Source organism: Paenibacillus stellifer (assembly GCF_000758685.1).
GTDB classification, from domain to species: Bacteria; Bacillota; Bacilli; order Paenibacillales; family Paenibacillaceae; genus Paenibacillus_AQ; species Paenibacillus_AQ stellifer.
In genome coordinates, this window is record NZ_CP009286.1 from 3826360 (window position 1) to 3843009 (window position 16650).

The 16650-nt window shown below is 51.9% G+C and carries 17 protein-coding genes; 7 read left to right on the plus strand and 10 right to left on the minus strand.

Going from position 1 to position 16650, the window contains the following annotated elements; genetic code table 11:
• Nucleotides 1-26: 26 nt before the first annotated feature.
• The 4 genes from nirB to PSTEL_RS17725 form a co-directional block, all read right to left on the minus strand.
• A complete protein-coding gene (gene nirB / locus PSTEL_RS17710) occupies nucleotides 27-2453 on the minus strand; it encodes a nitrite reductase large subunit NirB (protein WP_038697349.1) in 2427 nt (808 codons plus the stop codon).
• A gap of 440 nt (nucleotides 2454-2893) precedes the next feature.
• A complete protein-coding gene (gene ric, locus PSTEL_RS17715; protein WP_038697351.1) occupies nucleotides 2894-3598 on the minus strand; it encodes an iron-sulfur cluster repair di-iron protein in 705 nt (234 codons plus the stop codon).
• A gap of 113 nt (nucleotides 3599-3711) precedes the next feature.
• A complete protein-coding gene (locus tag PSTEL_RS17720; RefSeq protein ID WP_052098627.1) occupies nucleotides 3712-4431 on the minus strand; it encodes a hypothetical protein in 720 nt (239 codons plus the stop codon).
• Nucleotides 4432-4756: 325 nt separating this feature from the next.
• Nucleotides 4757-5641, minus strand: a complete 885-nt coding sequence (locus PSTEL_RS17725; protein ID WP_245624978.1) for an AraC family transcriptional regulator — start codon at nucleotides 5639-5641, stop codon at nucleotides 4757-4759.
• Nucleotides 5642-5882: 241 nt separating this feature from the next.
• Here PSTEL_RS17725 and PSTEL_RS17730 point away from each other — a divergent pair, with 241 nt between their 5' ends.
• Genes PSTEL_RS17730 through PSTEL_RS17750 form a run of 5 tightly spaced genes read left to right on the plus strand, consistent with a single transcriptional unit; the run spans nucleotide 5883 to nucleotide 10703 of the window.
• Nucleotides 5883-7184 (plus strand): ABC transporter substrate-binding protein, encoded by a 1302-nt coding sequence (locus tag PSTEL_RS17730; protein WP_038697356.1) that lies wholly within the window; start codon nucleotides 5883-5885, stop codon nucleotides 7182-7184.
• A gap of 2 nt (nucleotides 7185-7186) precedes the next feature.
• Complete coding sequence (locus PSTEL_RS17735) at nucleotides 7187-8059, plus strand: carbohydrate ABC transporter permease (protein ID WP_179944906.1); 873 nt, start codon at nucleotides 7187-7189, stop codon at nucleotides 8057-8059.
• 24 nt (nucleotides 8060-8083) lie between these two features.
• On the plus strand, nucleotides 8084-8908 hold the full coding sequence (locus PSTEL_RS17740) for a carbohydrate ABC transporter permease (protein ID WP_038697358.1): 825 nt from the start codon (nucleotides 8084-8086) through the stop codon (nucleotides 8906-8908).
• Between the two features lie 36 nt (nucleotides 8909-8944).
• Nucleotides 8945-10207, plus strand: coding sequence for a radical SAM protein (locus tag PSTEL_RS17745; protein WP_052098629.1), 1263 nt, complete (start codon nucleotides 8945-8947; stop codon nucleotides 10205-10207).
• Between the two features lie 34 nt (nucleotides 10208-10241).
• On the plus strand, nucleotides 10242-10703 hold the full coding sequence (locus PSTEL_RS17750) for a hypothetical protein (RefSeq protein ID WP_038697360.1): 462 nt from the start codon (nucleotides 10242-10244) through the stop codon (nucleotides 10701-10703).
• A gap of 148 nt (nucleotides 10704-10851) precedes the next feature.
• On the opposite strand, the gene PSTEL_RS17755 is transcribed toward PSTEL_RS17750, so the two are convergent.
• The 3 genes from PSTEL_RS17755 to PSTEL_RS17765 form a co-directional block, all read right to left on the minus strand.
• A complete protein-coding gene (locus tag PSTEL_RS17755) occupies nucleotides 10852-11169 on the minus strand; it encodes a winged helix-turn-helix transcriptional regulator (RefSeq protein ID WP_038697362.1) in 318 nt (105 codons plus the stop codon).
• A 97-nt stretch (nucleotides 11170-11266) separates the two neighbouring features.
• Nucleotides 11267-11569: a protein YxiS gene (locus PSTEL_RS17760; RefSeq protein ID WP_038697364.1), complete on the minus strand. Its 303-nt coding sequence runs from the start codon at nucleotides 11567-11569 to the stop codon at nucleotides 11267-11269.
• Between the two features lie 30 nt (nucleotides 11570-11599).
• Nucleotides 11600-12502 (minus strand): Gfo/Idh/MocA family protein, encoded by a 903-nt coding sequence (locus PSTEL_RS17765; protein WP_342666512.1) that lies wholly within the window; start codon nucleotides 12500-12502, stop codon nucleotides 11600-11602.
• 184 nt (nucleotides 12503-12686) lie between these two features.
• Here PSTEL_RS17765 and PSTEL_RS17770 point away from each other — a divergent pair, with 184 nt between their 5' ends.
• Both PSTEL_RS17770 and msrA read left to right on the plus strand, forming a co-directional pair.
• Complete coding sequence (locus tag PSTEL_RS17770) at nucleotides 12687-13307, plus strand: TVP38/TMEM64 family protein (RefSeq protein WP_038697368.1); 621 nt, start codon at nucleotides 12687-12689, stop codon at nucleotides 13305-13307.
• Between the two features lie 114 nt (nucleotides 13308-13421).
• A complete protein-coding gene (msrA, locus tag PSTEL_RS17775; protein ID WP_052098631.1) occupies nucleotides 13422-14417 on the plus strand; it encodes a peptide-methionine (S)-S-oxide reductase MsrA in 996 nt (331 codons plus the stop codon).
• A 63-nt stretch (nucleotides 14418-14480) separates the two neighbouring features.
• Here msrA and PSTEL_RS17780 read toward each other — a convergent pair whose 3' ends face one another.
• The 3 genes from PSTEL_RS17780 to PSTEL_RS28735 all read right to left on the minus strand — a co-directional run bounded on the left by PSTEL_RS17780 (nucleotide 14481) and on the right by PSTEL_RS28735 (nucleotide 16573).
• Nucleotides 14481-15332, minus strand: coding sequence for an MBL fold metallo-hydrolase (locus PSTEL_RS17780; RefSeq protein ID WP_038697370.1), 852 nt, complete (start codon nucleotides 15330-15332; stop codon nucleotides 14481-14483).
• Between the two features lie 117 nt (nucleotides 15333-15449).
• Entirely contained in the window at nucleotides 15450-16355 is a 906-nt protein-coding gene (locus tag PSTEL_RS17785) for a helix-turn-helix transcriptional regulator (RefSeq protein WP_038697372.1), read from the minus strand.
• Between the two features lie 83 nt (nucleotides 16356-16438).
• The gene (locus tag PSTEL_RS28735; RefSeq protein WP_281176717.1) at nucleotides 16439-16573 is read right to left on the minus strand and encodes a hypothetical protein; all 135 of its coding nucleotides are present in this window, start codon (nucleotides 16571-16573) and stop codon (nucleotides 16439-16441) included.
• Between the last annotated feature and the right edge of the window lie 77 nt (nucleotides 16574-16650).

The window sequence follows — 16650 nt, forward strand, 5'->3', positions numbered from 1 at the left end:
TGCTCTCTCCTTTTCCCGGTAATGGCTTAACGGATCTCCGCATGCTCGAACAGAGCGGTGCGGGTCTTGTCGTCGTTCAGCATCTTTTTCCACGGATCCTTGACTTGTGCAAGTGCGAAGTCGATGCGCTGCGCAAGCGCACGCCGTTCCTCCGGTTGATCCAGAATTACCGATTTGATCTGCTCAAGTCCCAGGCGCTCTACCCACTCGGACGTACGTTCCAGGTAGTTGCCGGTCTCCCGGTAATACTGCATGACCGCAGAGCAGATTTCCACCAGCTCCTCGTCTGTCTTGACCTTGCAGAGCGAATCCGCGATACGGGGCTTGATGCCGCCATTCCCGCCGATAAAGATCTCCCATCCGCCGTCGTTGCCGACGATGCCGATGTCTTTGGTGCATGATTCCGCGCAGTTGCGGGGGCAGCCGTTGACCGCCATTTTAAATTTGGCCGGGAAGTCCAGACGCTCGTATTTCCGCTCCAGCAGAGCACCCATGCCGAGCGAATCCTGCGTGCCGAACCGGCAGAACTGCGAACCGACGCAGGTCTTCACTGTACGCAGCGACTTGGCATAGGCATAGCCGGAAGGCATATCAAGCTCTTCCCACACCTTCGGAACGTCTTCCTTCTTAACGCCGATCAAATCCAGACGCTGACCGCCGGTTACCTTGACGACTTTGACGTCATATTTAATGGAGACATCTGCGATTCTCTTAAGATCCTCCGGAGTTGTTACGCCGCCGTACATGCGGGGAACGACTGTAAAGGTGCCGTCTTTCTGGATATTGGCGCTCATCCGCTCGTTAACGAAGCGCGACTCCTTCTCGTCCTGATGCGTGTCAGGATAAATCATGCCCAGGTAATAGTTGACAGCCGGACGGCATTTCGAGCAGCCTTCCTCCTGCTTCCACCCAAGGACGTTCATGACTTCCTTTGTCGTAGTCAGCCCCTTGGCCTTGATCTCGGCAACAATCTCATCCCGGCTCAAGGTTGTACAGCCGCAGATTCCGGTCTTGGCGCTCTGCTGGAATCCGTCTCCCAGCACATATTGGAGAATTTGCTCCACGACAGGCTTGCAGCCGCCGCAGGAACGGGTAGCACCGGTGCAGGCTTTGATTTCATCTACCGTCGTAAAACCGTTATCCTGGATAGCGTCCACGATTGCTTTCTTCGTAACACCGTTGCAGCCGCAGACAATTTCTTCGTCCGCCATCGTTTCAACGGAAGCTGTCTTCTTCGCACCGCCGCCGCAGCAGCCGGTTCCCATCAATTCGCTGTATAATTCGTCTGTCATCTCGGCGCCCGTCTTCACAAGCTTCTGCAAGTTCGCCGATTCGGTTACATCTCCGAACAGAACCGCGCCGACGATCCGGCCGTCTTTGAGCAGAATTTTCTTATATGTGCGCTTCCAGTCATCCTTCGCGGCAATGACGGTGTGCTCCGCCGTATCAATGAACTCGCCAGCCGAGAAGACGTCAACGCCGGAAATTTTCAGCTTGGTCGATACGACCGAACCCTCATACGGAGCGGTGTCCACACCGCTTAGATGCTTGGCCAGAACGCTGCCTTGTTCGAACAGCGGCGCCACAAGGCCGTAGCATACTCCCCGGTGCTCCGTGCATTCGCCTACCGAATACACATCTGGCAGCGAAGTTGCCAGGTAATCGTTAACCACGATTCCGCGATTCACATCGATTCCGCTGTTCTTCGCCAGCTCCACATTCGGCTTGATGCCAACCGCCATAACGACGAACTGGGCTTCCAGCTCCGTGCCGTCGCTGAATCGCAGTCCGCTTACCCGGCTGTCCCCGGTCAGCTCTGCCGTCTGCTTGCCCATGGCAAATTTCACGCCCTGGCGCTCCAGCTCCGCTTTCAGCATCGTAGCTGCGGTGTGATCAAGCTGGCGTTCCATCAGGTCCTCCATCAGGTGGACGACCGTAACGTCCATCCCCAGATTCACCAGACCTTTGGCCGCTTCAAGGCCGAGAAGCCCGCCGCCGATAACGGCCGCTTGCTTGTAAGACTTGGCGGCATCCAGCATTTGTTCGCAATCGGCGATGTCCCGGAATCCTACAACGCCCTCTTTATCGCTGCCGGGAATCGGCAGGATGAAGGAATTCGAGCCGGTGGCGATTATGACTTTGTCATAAGGGAAGACTTGACCGTTCTCCGCGACAACCTGCCGGGCCTCTCCATCAATCCGGACAGCCCGTGTTCCGGTGTGCAGCTCGATGCCGTTGTCCTTGTACCAGTCCAGGTCATTCAGGATAATATCATCGATCGTCTTGCTGCCTTCGAGAACGTAAGATAGCATAATGCGGTTGTAGTTGGGATGGGGCTCGCTGCCCAGCACCGTGATGTCGTAGGCTCCGCCCAGCTTCAGAATCTGTTCAACCGTGCCGACACCGGCCATGCCGTTGCCGATCAGCACCAATTTTTTGCGTTCGGTAGTCATTCTCGTCTCCTCCTCAAAGCGTTCACTCACTGCTCTCAGTTACTTTATAGTGAGATTATACGGTTCAAATTTTAAGCATACGCGTGACCGCTATCACACCAATAGTGAATAATTTCACAACATTTTGTAACAAAAGGAGCGGTGATTCCTCTTGACAAATGCTATGACCATCACTTTAATGCATCTTTTTCACCGTTCATGGAGAATCTGCGGAGAATCCATGAGGAACACATGGGGAGCATTTTGAATACATGGGAACCCATGGAGACTGACGGAGAACGCATGGAACTTATGGGGAACGCATGGAGACGACGGAGAACGCATGGAGACTGACGGAGAACGCATGGAGACTGACGGAGAATGCGGAGAACGCAAGGAGCGTTACGCCAAAAAAGCCGCCTTCCGGAGACCGGAAAAGGCGGCTGCAAACTCCTCACGTATTATTGATAACGAGGGAACAGGATATTGTTCTCCAGATGGACATGCTCGAATGTCATCGCTTCAAGCTCCTCCAGCCGGGCATAGGTCAGCCGGTAGGTGGTGCAGGCATGTGCCGGCGGCTGATAATCGTTCGTAACTTCGCGAAGCTGTCTGAGGATATTCCCCGCAGCGTCATGTTCTTCTTCCAGGTGGACAAAGCTGTCTCGCAGTGAAGCCAGAGCGGCAGCATCTCCGCCTTTTTCATAGTCGGCAATCGCCGGAAACTCATGCTCTTCCTCATGCGCAGTATGCTCCAGCAGTTCGTCCTTCAATTGGTTGAACAGGCGGTACATCTCTCCCAGATGCGGGGAATCTTCGCCGTGCACGCGGAATACCTTGGTGACATTTTGCGCGATCAGCGGCAGTTCCTGGCGCAGGTAGGCATGATGTTTGTGTATTATATGAGAGATCAGCTCTGGAGACGGCGCATCATTCCAGACATAATCCCCTTCGAGCACTGGGTAGGATTCAAGAAGTCCGTACAGCTCGCCAATGACGGTGTCCGTCAGCAGGCCCTTCTCCTCCGCAGCTGTCTTCAAAGGCTTGGCGCCTCCGCAGCAGAAATCGATTTTCTTCATTTTAAAATAATCCGATGCTTTCGGAAATTGCAGAACGATATCTTTAACCAGGGAATCGGGTTGAAATACAGGCTGTTTAATGGCCATGATGCTCTCCTCCTCGTAGATAAGGGTTAATCTTCTCCTTAACCTTACCTCCTGAAGGCAAGCGGGCTAGTGATTGCAATCACGCCATTTCCGTCAAGTTGTTGAACATGTACCTAGTGCACACAAGCGTCCATATAAGTGCGTCTGCCTTCCGCATCTTTCAAATACGGTCCGAGTCCGGCGAATTTCGCCTCATTGACATAGACGCCCGTCATCCATCTTCCCTCCGTCAGACCGCCGTCCCATTGAAGAACGATATCCGGAGCCGAGACCCATTCCTGGTAGACGCGAACGCCGGTATCGGTGTATGTCTTCCAAGGTTTGCCCTGCTCGCGCAGCCATGAATCATGTACATATGTCGGGACGAAATATGCCGCAATCGTCTCCAGCTCTTCTCCTTCCAAAAAGGCTTCACAGCCTAAAAAAGGATGCAGCAGCATCGTCTTCTCATACAGCGACCAGATGACTGCCTGAAGCAGAAGACTCTGTCTTCTTCCGTTGTGAAACGTATACGTTCGCTGCTGTCCTTCTGTCTCCGCCTGTCCTCGCTGCCCATGCTCCAGACAATGCCGTTCACAGCCGATACACTTCCAGCCTGAGGGGCCATTGATCCACTTTTGAAAAACCGTGCCTTCTCCATTCCCCTTATATAAGGAGGAAATAATTTCGTATGGCACTCCGATCGTCCTGTCCCACACCGATGATGGAAGATGGCTGTACAGCATATGCAGGACCTTGTCATACATAAACTGAACCTTGACGGAAGCCAATTCGAGTTCGGCGACCTCCGCCTTTTCATAAGGGGCTTCCTTCGAGAACAAAGTGGTCTTCAATATGCTCGCCTCCCTAAATGTTCCCGCATCAGGCAGGGAACCGGTTTGGAAATCTTCAAGCAGTCAAAGGGACATGGAGACCGATCGTTAGCCTTATAACTGAGCATGGGCCATAAACAGCGCTCGGGAAATCGCTTTCAAAAAAGCGGGCATTGTTTTCTATAATATTACCGGTTCACAGGGATAGTGCAACACTTTTTTGAGCCGGTTATCTAAGCAGGTGTGAATACTCGTCCATGAAAGCTTCCGCAGCGAGTCTTCCAGCCTATAAATCAGGGGGACGGTGATCGATAATTCATGGAGTATAGTACCGCCCCCTTAAAAATCAGGTGTGACGAACGGTGTGGCCCATTTGAAGCCGATACCGGGCAGGCGGGGTGCCGGTATGCCGTTTGAACGCTTTGGAGAATGAAAAGAGATCAGGGTAGCCAACTGAATCGGCAATTTCTGCAAGTGTATAGCTCGTTTGTTCAAGTAACTGCCTGGCCTCTTTCATTTTAAGTTCCTGAATAAATAAAATCGGTGTAATCCCGTATGCTTTGCGAAACTGCTTCGTGAAATACGTCCTCTCTACGCCGGCGTGTTCAGCCGCCTTCTCAACGGTGATCCCTTCAGCATAATGAATCTCCATATACTCCCTCCCTCTCTGAAGCCAGGTTACGTTTCGGGAGTCCACCCCATTCCGTCCATTAGCCAGAATCCCAAGCCGGTCAAAGATAAGATGAAACATCGCAAGTCTCCCGAGATCCGTATTTCGCCCCTCCCTGGATTCAGCCAGACGAAAGAACTCTTCGAGCACCTCCATGAGCTCCGGAGACAACAGTCCCGCACTATGCGAATGATGAGGCGTTAACCCGATTCTTTCAAGCAGGCGAAGAGCGTGCTTGCCGTCAAAAGCGATGAATGCCTTGTGCAGAAGATCGTCGGGATTTGTGTAATACTCATGCTGGACTTGTGGAAACAGGCAGAAGACATCATTCGGTTGGAGGTTGTAGGTTTCATGATTTTGGCGCAGGATGCCGCTTCCCTTCAAGACAAAGATCAAGTAGTAATACGGTGAAGTGCGAGGACCGATATGATAATGCGGTTTGGCAATATTTCGGCCCAGACGGATCGGCCAGGCTCCGCCGGATTTCTCGTAGCAGGATGGAGTGAAGAAGCATACTTCCAGATACTCAGCAGGGTCTTCTCTCATAAACGCGTTCATCATGTGCATAACCTCTTTTTCACAATATCCAAGTCTACCTGACAAGACTACCCGCTTAATATTCCATTAATCTTATCTAATAACTCATATTTATGCTGTGATATTTCCACTACTCAAAATGACAAATCGAAAAACACGCGAATTGACATTCCCCATGCATAAAACGATTGTTATGATTTAAATATAATTTTTCCAATCTGTTTGATAGGAAATATAAATTCATACGAATAGGGGAGGTATTTTTATGAGAAAAAACGCATTTCGGGCTCTTTTGCTTGCTTTTTCGCTTGGAGCCACGGGATTACTGTCTGCTTGCGGAGGAGATAACACAGCTGCGCCGGGAGCCACTGATAAGGCTGCAGCCACTAATGAAACAACCGCGTCAGCCGCACAGACGGTTACCATCAGCTTCTTTCATTGGCGCGGTGAAGATGTCCCCGCTTTCAAGCCGATTATCGAGCAATTCGAGAAAGAAAATCCCGGGATTAAGGTAGAGATGCAGACGATGCCGTCCGACCAGTATCAAACGACAGCACAGGCTAAAATTTCGGACGGCTCGGCTGGCGATGTCTTCACCTCGTTTCCCGGCGCACAGTTTGAGGTATTTGCCAAAGCGGGACTGTTCACCGATTTGACAGGCCAACCGTTTCTGTCCAACTTTAATCCAGCGCTAATCGAGGCCGGAGCGAAAGACGGCAAGCAACTAGCAGTCCCATACCAGCTTGTCTATAACGACCCGATCTACAATGTGAAGTTGTTTCAGAAATACGGTCTCGAACCGCCGAAGGATTGGGACGGATTCCTCGCGCTGTGCGCGAAGCTGAAGGAGAATGGGATTATCCCTATTGCCTTTGCCGGAGCGGACATCGGGCCTGGTCAATTCATGAATACGATGGTCATGAACAACCTGCCTTCACCGGACGCACTCGCCAAAATCGAGACCGGTGAAGAGAAGCTGACCAATGATTGGTGGGTGAAGACACTGGGTCAGTTTAAAGAGCTAAATGACAAAGGATATTTTCAGCCGAACGCTCTAGGGACAAAAGATGCCGCAGCCGGAGCACTGTTCATCCAGGAGAAAGCGGCTATGCTGGCCAGCGGCTCATACCAGCTCGCTCAGAATAAGCAGCAGAATCCGAATCTGGAACAAAAGCTTCTGGCTCCGATTACAGTACCGGCAGATGAGGCCAAATACGAAGGCATTCATACCAGCACTTTCCTGCTGGCGGTAAACAGCAAATCCAGTCATCCTAAAGAAGCGGAGAAGTTTCTGGAATTCCTGAGCCGCAAGGATATCGCTGGCCAATACGCTAATGCAACCGGACAGAATGTGACGGTCAAAGATGTGAAATACACAAGTCCGGAACTGCAGACCGTCAGCGAATGGAGCACCAAGAAGACGCTGTTCCAACCGCGCTTTACGATTACCAATGCCGACATTCAAAAGGCCGTCACTAGTTCAATCCAGTCGGTGCTTGGAGGCAAGTCGCCTGAAGATGCCGCCAAGGAAGCACAGGCTATCGCGGACCAGCAGATCGGACATTAGGCATGCGGAAGCCCTTCCTGCTCTGGATATTTGTTCTGCCCGGCCTGTTGCTCTATGGGATCGTATTCCTGTATCCGACCTTTTCGGGGCTTCTGTACTCGTTCACGGATTGGGACGGCATTTCCGCAACCTTTCATTATGTCGGAGCAGGGAATTATGCCACGGTACTGAAGAGCATTCTTTTCCGGAAAGCACTGCTGAACAATGTTAAATTTATGATCGTCGTTGCCTTGGCGCAAACCGGACTTGCTCTTGTCCTGGCTCTCCTGCTCGTCAAAAAAACGCGGGTCCGCGTGTTTCTGCGCACACTGTTCTTCTTCCCGGCCATTCTGTCCAACGTATCCGTCGGATTGATCTGGTCATTCGTCTACGATCCCTCAATCGGTCTGATACAGGCGGTCGTGAACCGGATCGGTCTTGGACATTCGGCACTTAATTGGATTGGAAATGAGCATTACGCCATTTACGCGGTCGCCGCCGTGCAGATCTGGGCTCATACCGGGCAAATGGCAATCGTCTTCATCGCCGGACTTGGCGGTATCCCTGCTGAATTGCACGAAGCGGCAGTCATTGACGGCGGAAGCCGTTGGACGGTCTTCCGGAAAGTGACCTGGCCGTTGCTGGCGCCTTCCGCGGCAATTGTTCTTGCGTACACCACGATCCAGTCCTTTAAAGCGTTCGATCTGATCTTCACGATGACGGACGGAGGTCCGAATTACGCAACGGAAATCCTGACCACCTATATTTACCATCTGGCGTTCTCCAGCTATCACTTCGGCGAAGCCTCAGCCGCCTCCGTTCTTTTCCTGTCACTGGTTGCTCTGATTACTTTCCTTCAATTCAAGGCGCTGGGAGCGGGCCGGACTTCTTATTAATCGTACAGGAGGTGCACTTTCCCCTTGAGCCGCACATTCAGCAAGACGCTAGGCGGCGGCATTCTGACATTGTACGCCTTTATTGTTGCAGCGCCTTTGTATTTCGTAGCGGCATCTGCGTTTAAAGGATCGGTCGGCTTCTTCGCCAATCCTCTGGGATTGCCTAGACCGTTCACGCTGGACAACTTCACCGGCGTTCTTCAAGGCCAGCCGATGCTGCGCTATTTCCTTAACACCGTGCTGGTCACAGCCGGAACGCTGATGTCGGCACTGCTTCTCGGGAGCCTGATCTCGTACGCAATCTTCCGGTTAGGCGGTCGAAGCGGTTCGGTACTGTTCTCCCTGTTTGCAGCCGGATTGATCGTTCCTTCGCAGGTGAATATGCTGCCGCTCTATGCTCTGGTCCGGCAAGTCGGCGGATCTGACCGATTGTTTAGTCTGGTCATAGTATCCGCCTCCACACTTCTTCCCCTCACCGTGTTTATGCTGACCGGGTTTATGAAATTACTGAGCAGAGAGCTTATGGAGGCGGGATGCTTGGACGGCTGCAGAGAGTGGACACTCTTCTGGCGTATCGCACTGCCGCTGACCGCCCCTTCCATTGCAGCGACCGCCGCTTTTTTACTTGTAATCGTATGGAATGACTTGCTGATGCCCATGCTCCTGCTCAGCAGCAAGTCCAAGCTGACCCTTCCACTTGCGCTGCTGGAATTCCGGGGCGAATATGTGACCAATTATCCCATGCTATTAGCAGGCATTCTAATGACCGCTCTTCCATTAGCTATTGTCTTTGTTCTTCTTCAGCCCTATTTCGTAACCGGCTTGACCGAAGGAGCGCTTAAAGGATAAATGCAGTACCCATTTTGAAGCGAGGTGCTAATCATTATGAACACTCTTTCTAGCAGTCCCGCCGGACCCCCACGGGAGCTGACATTACAAGAAGTCATTCGAAAGTATCATGATGTTTCTCCATTTGCCATTATTAAAGCCGATGTTACCCGCAGATCCCTATCATACACCGAAAAAGCACTGCGAGCAGTGGACCCGAGAATACATCAGTACGAGCAGCGGGTCTTAATCGGTTCGAACGGAGATGATCAGGCCGCTGTACCGGTCGCTCTTACTTTAAGAGACGGGAGTTCCATCATTGCCATGCCTTCAAGAACAGCGACGAATCCCTATGTCGTAGATGAAATTGACGGCAGGCTTTGGCTTACTGACAAGGGCGAAGCAGTCGAAGAAGTTGAGTATTGGTATAAACCCGCCTACTACGATCAATTTACCAGCGCCGGCACTCCAATGTGGCAGGTCGCCTCAGCCCGGCCGCAGCGGATCGACATTGATCCGAACAGCCATTGCGAATTTTGGAACAAGGGCGGAGGCTGCAAGTTCTGCAATATCAACGCCAACTCGGCTAAGAGCCATAAGGAACGGAATATCGCCAAACGGCTGTCACCCCGGGATGTTTACGAGACGGTCAGAGAAGCACTGAAGGAGCCGGGAGCTTTCACCAATCTCAAGATGAGCTCAGGTTCGATCCTGAGCGGCGAGCAACTTCTGGATGATGAGGTTGATATGTATATCGAAATGCTCCAAGCCGCCGGAGAGAATTTCAAAACCAAGAAATTCCCAAGCACGATCGTTGCGTCAGCTTTCAGCGAGAAGCAATTGGCCCGGCTGTATGAGAATACAGGTCTTCTTACCTATACTTCCGATATCGAAATACCAAACGAAGCGCTGTTCGCCTGGATCTGTAAAGGGAAGCATGAGAAAGTTGGGTATCAGGAATGGAAGCGGCGCATTATAGCGGCGGTCGATATTTTTGGGCCTGGGAATGTAAGCACAGGGATTGTCGGAGGTTGCGAGACGGCACAGCCGCATGGCTTTCAGAATGAGAGTGAAGCGTTAAAAGCCGTGCTTGAAGAAGCGGAGGATTTTGCCAGCAGGGGCGTGAGCGTGGTTCATACAGTCTGGGTACCGATGCATGGCTCGGCTTTCCATAAACAGAAGACTCCGTCGCTCGAATATTATGCTCAATTAGCCAAAGGGCTGCATAATCTGCGCCGTAAATACAAGCTGAACATCGATATGGACAATTACAGAAAATGCGGAAATCATCCCGATACTGATCTGGACCGGGTAATTTAATACAGGTGGATCTTAGTTTTGTAGGAGGAGTAAAATGACTATTCAATTGAACGATGACATTAGGGGACTTCTGCTGAATCCCTCGATACTCAAAGTGTTAGCAACAACTGACGCTGAGGGAGAACTCCATGTTCTGTCGGATTCATCCATTACGCTTAACAGTTACGGACAGATCATCTATTTGGAACGTATTGAGACTTCGCAGAGCAACTCAAATCTCGTATCCTCCCTCTGGTTCAAGCGCCTGGTTGCCTTGTATGTTACAAATGGCGATGACGCTTATTTGATAAAAGGATACCCCATCCGGTCGATCATCAGCGGCCCCCAATTCAAACAGTATTACAAAGAGACCCTAGCGCGTAATCCCGATGACGATCTGTCCACGGTATGGATAATCGAGCCGGACGAAATCGTTAACGAGTCCTACGAATTCCGAAAAAAGAAGGAGCGCACAGAACACCCGCTTATCATGCACTTGGACCGGTTGGCCAAATAATCAATTAAAAGCTGAACACCAAACAGACGCCGTTTCCGGCGCCTGTTTTCTCTTCACGGACATAAGTATTCCGCTGCTATTCTACCCACTTTGCCTATTCTACCCACTTTGCCTATTCTACCCACGTCTGCTATTCTACCCACGTCTGCTATTCTACCCACGTTTCGGCCCAGCTCTGAATCTGCTTCATGACCGGCTCCAGCGCGCGGCCTTTCTCTGTCAGCTCATACTCGATGCGCACCGGGGTCTCCGGGTATACGTGCCGGACCAGTATGCCTTCACTCTCCAGATCCTTCATGCGCTCCGACAGCATTTTATCGCTCATCAGAGGAATCAGGCCGGAGATATCCTTGAAACGCTTCGGTCCGCTCATCAGCGTCTGGATAATGAGGCCGTTCCACCGTTTGCCCAAAAATGAGAAAGCCGACTCAAATCGCGGACACATCGTTAATTGATGCTGCTCCATTGTTCTTCACCTCTCGCTTAAGAAAAACTTACGTTTAGTTAGTATATATAATTTTAGCATATTTCGTCCCCGCTGAACAATGTCTGCCAAAAAAAGTTTATTTTCGGGCGGATATCGCTTCGGATACGATAAATGCCAGGTCTTCATTGCCGAACATTGAGAGTACGCCAAGCACAGTATCATCGGGGATCTCCCCGGCTTCCTCCTTCGATACGGTCAGTTCCAGAGCCCTGGCCAGACGCTCATTGCCAGCCTGATCGGGATAGGCTTGAAGGTAAAGAGCCTCCGGGTCGAGATCATGGTTGACGCACCACTGGGCGAAGACGAGAATCATCATATCCTCTTCCTGCCTGTAGCTCTCGATAATCTGATCTTCCATCGCTTTCCGGTATTCGTCCATTTCTGCTGCCTCCTCCTGTTGGTTGCGGCCTCACGCCAGCTCTGCCGCAAGTCTGTGGGACGCGAGAACCTTGGATGCGGAAATTCGGCACAGCTCCGGCGTGTTCAAATGATCGAGAAAATGACGGACTGCTCCGTCAAAGCCGCGCCTCTGGAGAATCGTGTCCCAGCTTCCGAACCCGCGTACAGACTGGGCTCCGCCCCGCTCGGAGAGCACCGCCCGTTCCATGTCGGCCACTTCAGCCGACCGGCCTCCGCCGTGAAGCTCGAGCCTCTCCGAATCGGCGCCGGCGTCTCTCGTCATGCCGTACATGCCGGCAGCCCCGCCGTCCCAGCCGATCAGACCCGAGGCCTGAATGAGCCGTCCTTCGGAGTCACTGCGGAGATTTCCGCGCAGCAGCTCATAATCCTCTCCACCCAGCCATAGCAGCAGATCCAGCATATGAATCAGATCGTCATGAATCGTCTCCCTGCTGCTGATGCTCTGCTGGCCGGTCCGCTGCTTAAACGCCGAGCACTGGGTAATGCCGCCGGCTTCGCCGACCCACATCTTGGCTTCGGCATACAGCGGAGCAAACCGGCGGTTAAAACCGACCCCGAGCAGGAGTCCCTTGCTCTCCGCAAGGGCAGCCATGCTCTCCGATTCGCTCAAGCTGTATGATAAAGGCTTATCGACATACACCGAAATTCCCCGCTTCAGACACTGTGTCACCAACTCGTAATGGGCAGGTGTCGGAGCATGGATGAATACGGCGTCCAATTGCCAGCTCAGCAGTTCCTCCAGGCTGGTCGTTCCCCTCGGGAGCCGATAAGTATGTACCGTCTGTTCCACGGTGGATGAGGAAGAACTGAGGATGCCTTCTATACGTACTTCGTGCATCTGCGACAGCAGCGGGAGATACACTTTGCGGGCAATGCCGCCGATTCCCGCCAAAGCGATTTTGATCTGTGGTGAAGCGTTAATAATCTCTCCCCCTTCCTGCGGATCTAACCGCCCATGTTAACAGTTCTCATGAAGCTATTATACAGTGTAAAGTCCATTCGACAATGAGCTTTCTTCTATTCTTGGACGTTTTTCAGTATGATGGTTGAAGAATTACGCGAAGGGACATATTACAATGAGAAAATGGATGCTTGCGATCGCTTACGGCTTCGGCCTGACAGCGGTGTTTATTTACCGGAATCCCCTATTGGACTGGCTCGGTGAAAGCGGCCATACCGGATACTCGTTGCTGGCAGCGACTGCGCTGGCGCTGTTTCCGGCTGTGCCCTACAAAGCGGTGATCGGCCTGTTCGGTTATGTATACGGCAGTTTATTGGGAGGCGCCATGTGCTGGCTCGCCACAATGGCCGCCTCGGCGATTATGTACGGTGGCGTTCTGGCGATATTTCCGCAGCAGGGAAGAAAGGTTCTGGAGTCGGTTCCGGCGCTGGATTCCTTCACGGCCGCCGTCCAGCGCCGCCCGTTCGCTTCGGTGGCCGCGGCGCGTCTGCTGCCCGTCATTCCTCAGGCGGCGGTCAACGCATATGCAGCAGCGGCAGGCTTGCCCTTCTGGAGCTTTATGCTCGCCTCCGGGCTGGGCAAAATCCCCGGCATCGCCGTTTTTGCCTTTCTCGGAGGCAACGCCAAAGAGCATCCCTATGTGTCCGCAGGATTAACTGTTATATACCTGGGAGCGCTGCTCGTTCTCGTTATGATTCTAAAAAGCGGCGGTTTCAGATGGAAAGCGAAGGGGTAACGAAAAGGAGCAATGCCGCACGGTCGCCTTTCCAGTCATAATTGGCGCATCGCACAACAATGAATTATACTTTAATTGTGATCTATTTAATTGCTTTTTAGGAGGGATTCATATATGAGCGAGCTACAGGCAAATCCTTCAGGCTCCCGTCCTGACGGTTCCCGCGCGGAAAAAGCGACATTCGCAGGCGGCTGCTTCTGGTGCATGGTCTCCCCGTTTGAAGAGCTGCCGGGTATTCTGTCCGTTGTCTCCGGCTATACCGGCGGCCATACCGAGAATCCGACATATGAGGAAGTCTGCTCCGAGACGACGGGCCATGCCGAAGCGGTCCAGATTACATTCGATCCCGACATTTTCCCTTACAGCCGGCTGCTTGAGCTGTTCTGGCAGCAGATCGATCCGACCGATGCCGGAGGCCAGTTCCATGACCGAGGCTCTTCCTACCGGACGGCTATTTTCTACCACACCGAAGCTCAGCGCAAGGAGGCCGAAGCCTCCAAGATTGCTGTTCAGAACAGCGGCCGCTTCCCGGGACCGGTCGTAACGGAAATTGTGCCTGCAGCAGCCTTTTACCCGGCGGAGGAATATCATCAGGGCTATCACCGCAAAAATCCCGGCCATTACAAGCGCTACCGCAAAGCCTCCGGCCGTGAAGCCTTTATCGAGAGCCATTGGAAGCATAATGAGGACAAGACCAGCTTGAAAAAGCGGCTGACGCCGCTGCAGTATGAGGTCACGCAGAACAGCGCGACGGAATCTCCCTTCCACAACGAGTTCTGGGATCACCACGGCGACGGCATCTATGTGGATATCGTCTCCGGCGAGCCGCTGTTCAGCTCCAGAGACAAATACGATTCCGGCTGCGGCTGGCCGAGCTTCACCCGTCCTCTCCGCGAATATTCCGTCAAGGAGAAGACGGACCTCAGCCACATGATGATCCGTACCGAGGTCCGGAGCCGGGAAGCCGACTCGCATCTCGGCCACGTCTTTCCGGACGGTCCGGGACCGAACGGGCTGCGCTACTGCATCAACTCCGCCGCCCTGCGGTTCGTTCCGAAGGAAGAGCTGGAGAAGGAAGGCTACGGCGAGTACCGGGTTTTGTTTGAGTAAAAGATTATAGCGCTAAAAAACCTCCCGTCAGATTAACTGGCAGGGAGGTTTTTCGTAAGTGCCTTATTTTAAGTAAATATATTCCGGACTTGTTATGCTGGTGATATCCTCTTTATCAACAAGAAGGACATCCTGCTCTTTAAGTTCTCCGGCCTGCAGTCCATCCATTATAAATGCTGCCGCCTCCTTATTGTACTCGGAAGCCAATACGATCGGCGCTTTCAACTGGCTTATCACATGAACCGCCGTTTCCTTTTGGATATGCCAAGTCGGAGCGTCGTTAAAATACTGGATCAAAACATCGATCCGCCCCAGTTGTTTCAACTGCTCCGCCGTTAGCTCATCCTGACCCAACGCTCCTGTATAGGCGATGCGCAATCCGTCAACCTCGTACAGATAGATTACCTCGGATGGACTTTCCGTCTTCACAAGCTCATTGGCATAGGATGCGGGAATGCCGGTTACTTTTACATCCTTGACGGTGAAGCTTTCCGCAGTCCATTCGGACACTCTGGCTTCAGGATTGGCTTTGATAATTCCTCCGTCCCGATGATCGTGATTATTGATGCTTGATGTGATGACATCTGCGTGAAGCAAGCCGCCTGAATAATTAAGCCGGTTCGGTTCGGCAATGATGACTGTGCCTTTTGAGGAAACGATTGCAAAGGACATATGGTTTTGATTCGGTGTTGTGACACATTTAATCATTGTCTTGCCGCTTGTATTGTTGAAAATTTCCGTATTCCATTTCACTTCGACTTTTTTCGGCTGGACATTCGCGGATTGGACGGCAGGTTGATCTGCCGATGCAGCCGGCTTTTCCGCCTTCGGCGAGTTATCCGCAGCGCAGGCCTGCAGAGAAGCGGCAGCCATAAGCGCAACGCAGATTCGAAGCATTTTTCCCGATCTGGTCATATTAATGATTCCCCCTTGTCATGTCGCTCTATGGATATTGTAGTTATTGCCTCTCCGCAGGAACATAGTGATAAGGAAGCATAATACTGCAAATCGGAAGTGCTGTGCAACGGCCGCTTACTTCAGCATCCAACAAAACCTGGTACGGTATTCGGAAGGCGAATAACCGCTGTATTTGCGGAAATTGCGGATAAAATGAGCGCTGTCCTGAATGCCTACCATAACCATGATTTCACTCGTAGCCAATGTCGTATTCCGCAGCATCGATCCGGCCATTTGCATGCGGATGGAGTTTAAATAGGACATCACGGTCAGGCCCGTACATTGCTTGAAGCGTTGATTTAATGTCGTCTTGTTGGTATGAAATGCACGCGTAATGTCCTCAACTTTGATTTTTTCCCGGTAATGGGAATGAAGAAACCGAAGAATCGGCTCGACTCCTTCATCGGAGAAACAACACGCCGTATGGGGGACAGCCTCGGACCGGTCATACAATCTTCGCACAAGAGACAACAGCTCGAGCATATAGGAGCGGCTTCTGCAAGGCCAGCCTTCATCCGGCTGTTCAGCCAATTGCTCCCGAATATCATTCATAATCCCCGAAATATGCCGGGCATACATGGGGTCGACCGGAATGCTGCAGGACCTGTCTTTAAAAGGAATCATACACCATAGATCCTGCCTATCCGTCTCCGTCAGTTCATCATGCTCCCCTTCGCCAAAATCCATGGGAAAATCATATTTTCGGTTGACTGTCTGCGGGTTAAAGGCCAACGACCGGGCTATTATCCGGTTTTTTTGCAGAGGCAAAAAAGCATCCGCCTCGTTCAGACAAATGATGGAGGGAGAGGCTACCGAATGCAGTTGTCTCCCGAGCTGTAATGCCCCTTCACCCTCTTCTGCAAGGATCAGCTGATATCTGTTCCCCAGCGGCGGATGTTCTGCCAGTTCTACTGAACCGCTCACCTGCATGAGATGGAGGTATCCGGGATAATGATTTCTACCGATGGTCGTCCACTGCATGAATGGTCACTCCTACACTAAAATCGCTTATCAGCGTACTTATCAACTTGTGAATATGATTCGTCATAAGGTGTTGAACACCTCTATAATAACGACTGCCGCCCAAGCTGTTCAGCCGCATTATTCGCTTCCAGAACGTCATTCATCTGCTGGAGAAGCAGCAATATGAACAAGCCTTGCCGCAAATTTTCGAGTTGGGCTACTTTGACCAGAATCATTTTATTAAGGAATTCAAAGAATTCAGCATGCTTACGCCTAAAAAGTTCATCCAGCAGCTGGCTGCCGGCTCCTTGTC

Excerpts from the sequence above, each read along its gene's own strand:
- msrA (WP_052098631.1), top strand. The coding sequence starts at position 13,422 with ATGAGCGAGCTACAGGCAAATCCTTCAGGCTCCCGTCCTGACGGTTCC.
- PSTEL_RS28735 (WP_281176717.1), bottom strand. The coding sequence starts at position 16,573 with ATGATTCTGGTCAAAGTAGCCCAACTCGAAAATTTGCGGCAAGGCTTG.
- PSTEL_RS17735 (WP_179944906.1), top strand. The coding sequence starts at position 7,187 with ATGCGGAAGCCCTTCCTGCTCTGGATATTTGTTCTGCCCGGCCTGTTG.
- PSTEL_RS17745 (WP_052098629.1), top strand. The coding sequence starts at position 8,945 with ATGAACACTCTTTCTAGCAGTCCCGCCGGACCCCCACGGGAGCTGACA.
- PSTEL_RS17785 (WP_038697372.1), bottom strand. The coding sequence starts at position 16,355 with ATGCAGTGGACGACCATCGGTAGAAATCATTATCCCGGATACCTCCAT.
- PSTEL_RS17725 (WP_245624978.1), bottom strand. The coding sequence starts at position 5,641 with ATGATGAACGCGTTTATGAGAGAAGACCCTGCTGAGTATCTGGAAGTA.
- PSTEL_RS17750 (WP_038697360.1), top strand. The coding sequence starts at position 10,242 with ATGACTATTCAATTGAACGATGACATTAGGGGACTTCTGCTGAATCCC.
- PSTEL_RS17780 (WP_038697370.1), bottom strand. The coding sequence starts at position 15,332 with ATGACCAGATCGGGAAAAATGCTTCGAATCTGCGTTGCGCTTATGGCT.
- PSTEL_RS17730 (WP_038697356.1), top strand. The coding sequence starts at position 5,883 with ATGAGAAAAAACGCATTTCGGGCTCTTTTGCTTGCTTTTTCGCTTGGA.
- PSTEL_RS17760 (WP_038697364.1), bottom strand. The coding sequence starts at position 11,569 with ATGGACGAATACCGGAAAGCGATGGAAGATCAGATTATCGAGAGCTAC.
- ric (WP_038697351.1), bottom strand. The coding sequence starts at position 3,598 with ATGGCCATTAAACAGCCTGTATTTCAACCCGATTCCCTGGTTAAAGAT.
- nirB (WP_038697349.1), bottom strand. The coding sequence starts at position 2,453 with ATGACTACCGAACGCAAAAAATTGGTGCTGATCGGCAACGGCATGGCC.
- PSTEL_RS17755 (WP_038697362.1), bottom strand. The coding sequence starts at position 11,169 with ATGGAGCAGCATCAATTAACGATGTGTCCGCGATTTGAGTCGGCTTTC.
- PSTEL_RS17770 (WP_038697368.1), top strand. The coding sequence starts at position 12,687 with ATGAGAAAATGGATGCTTGCGATCGCTTACGGCTTCGGCCTGACAGCG.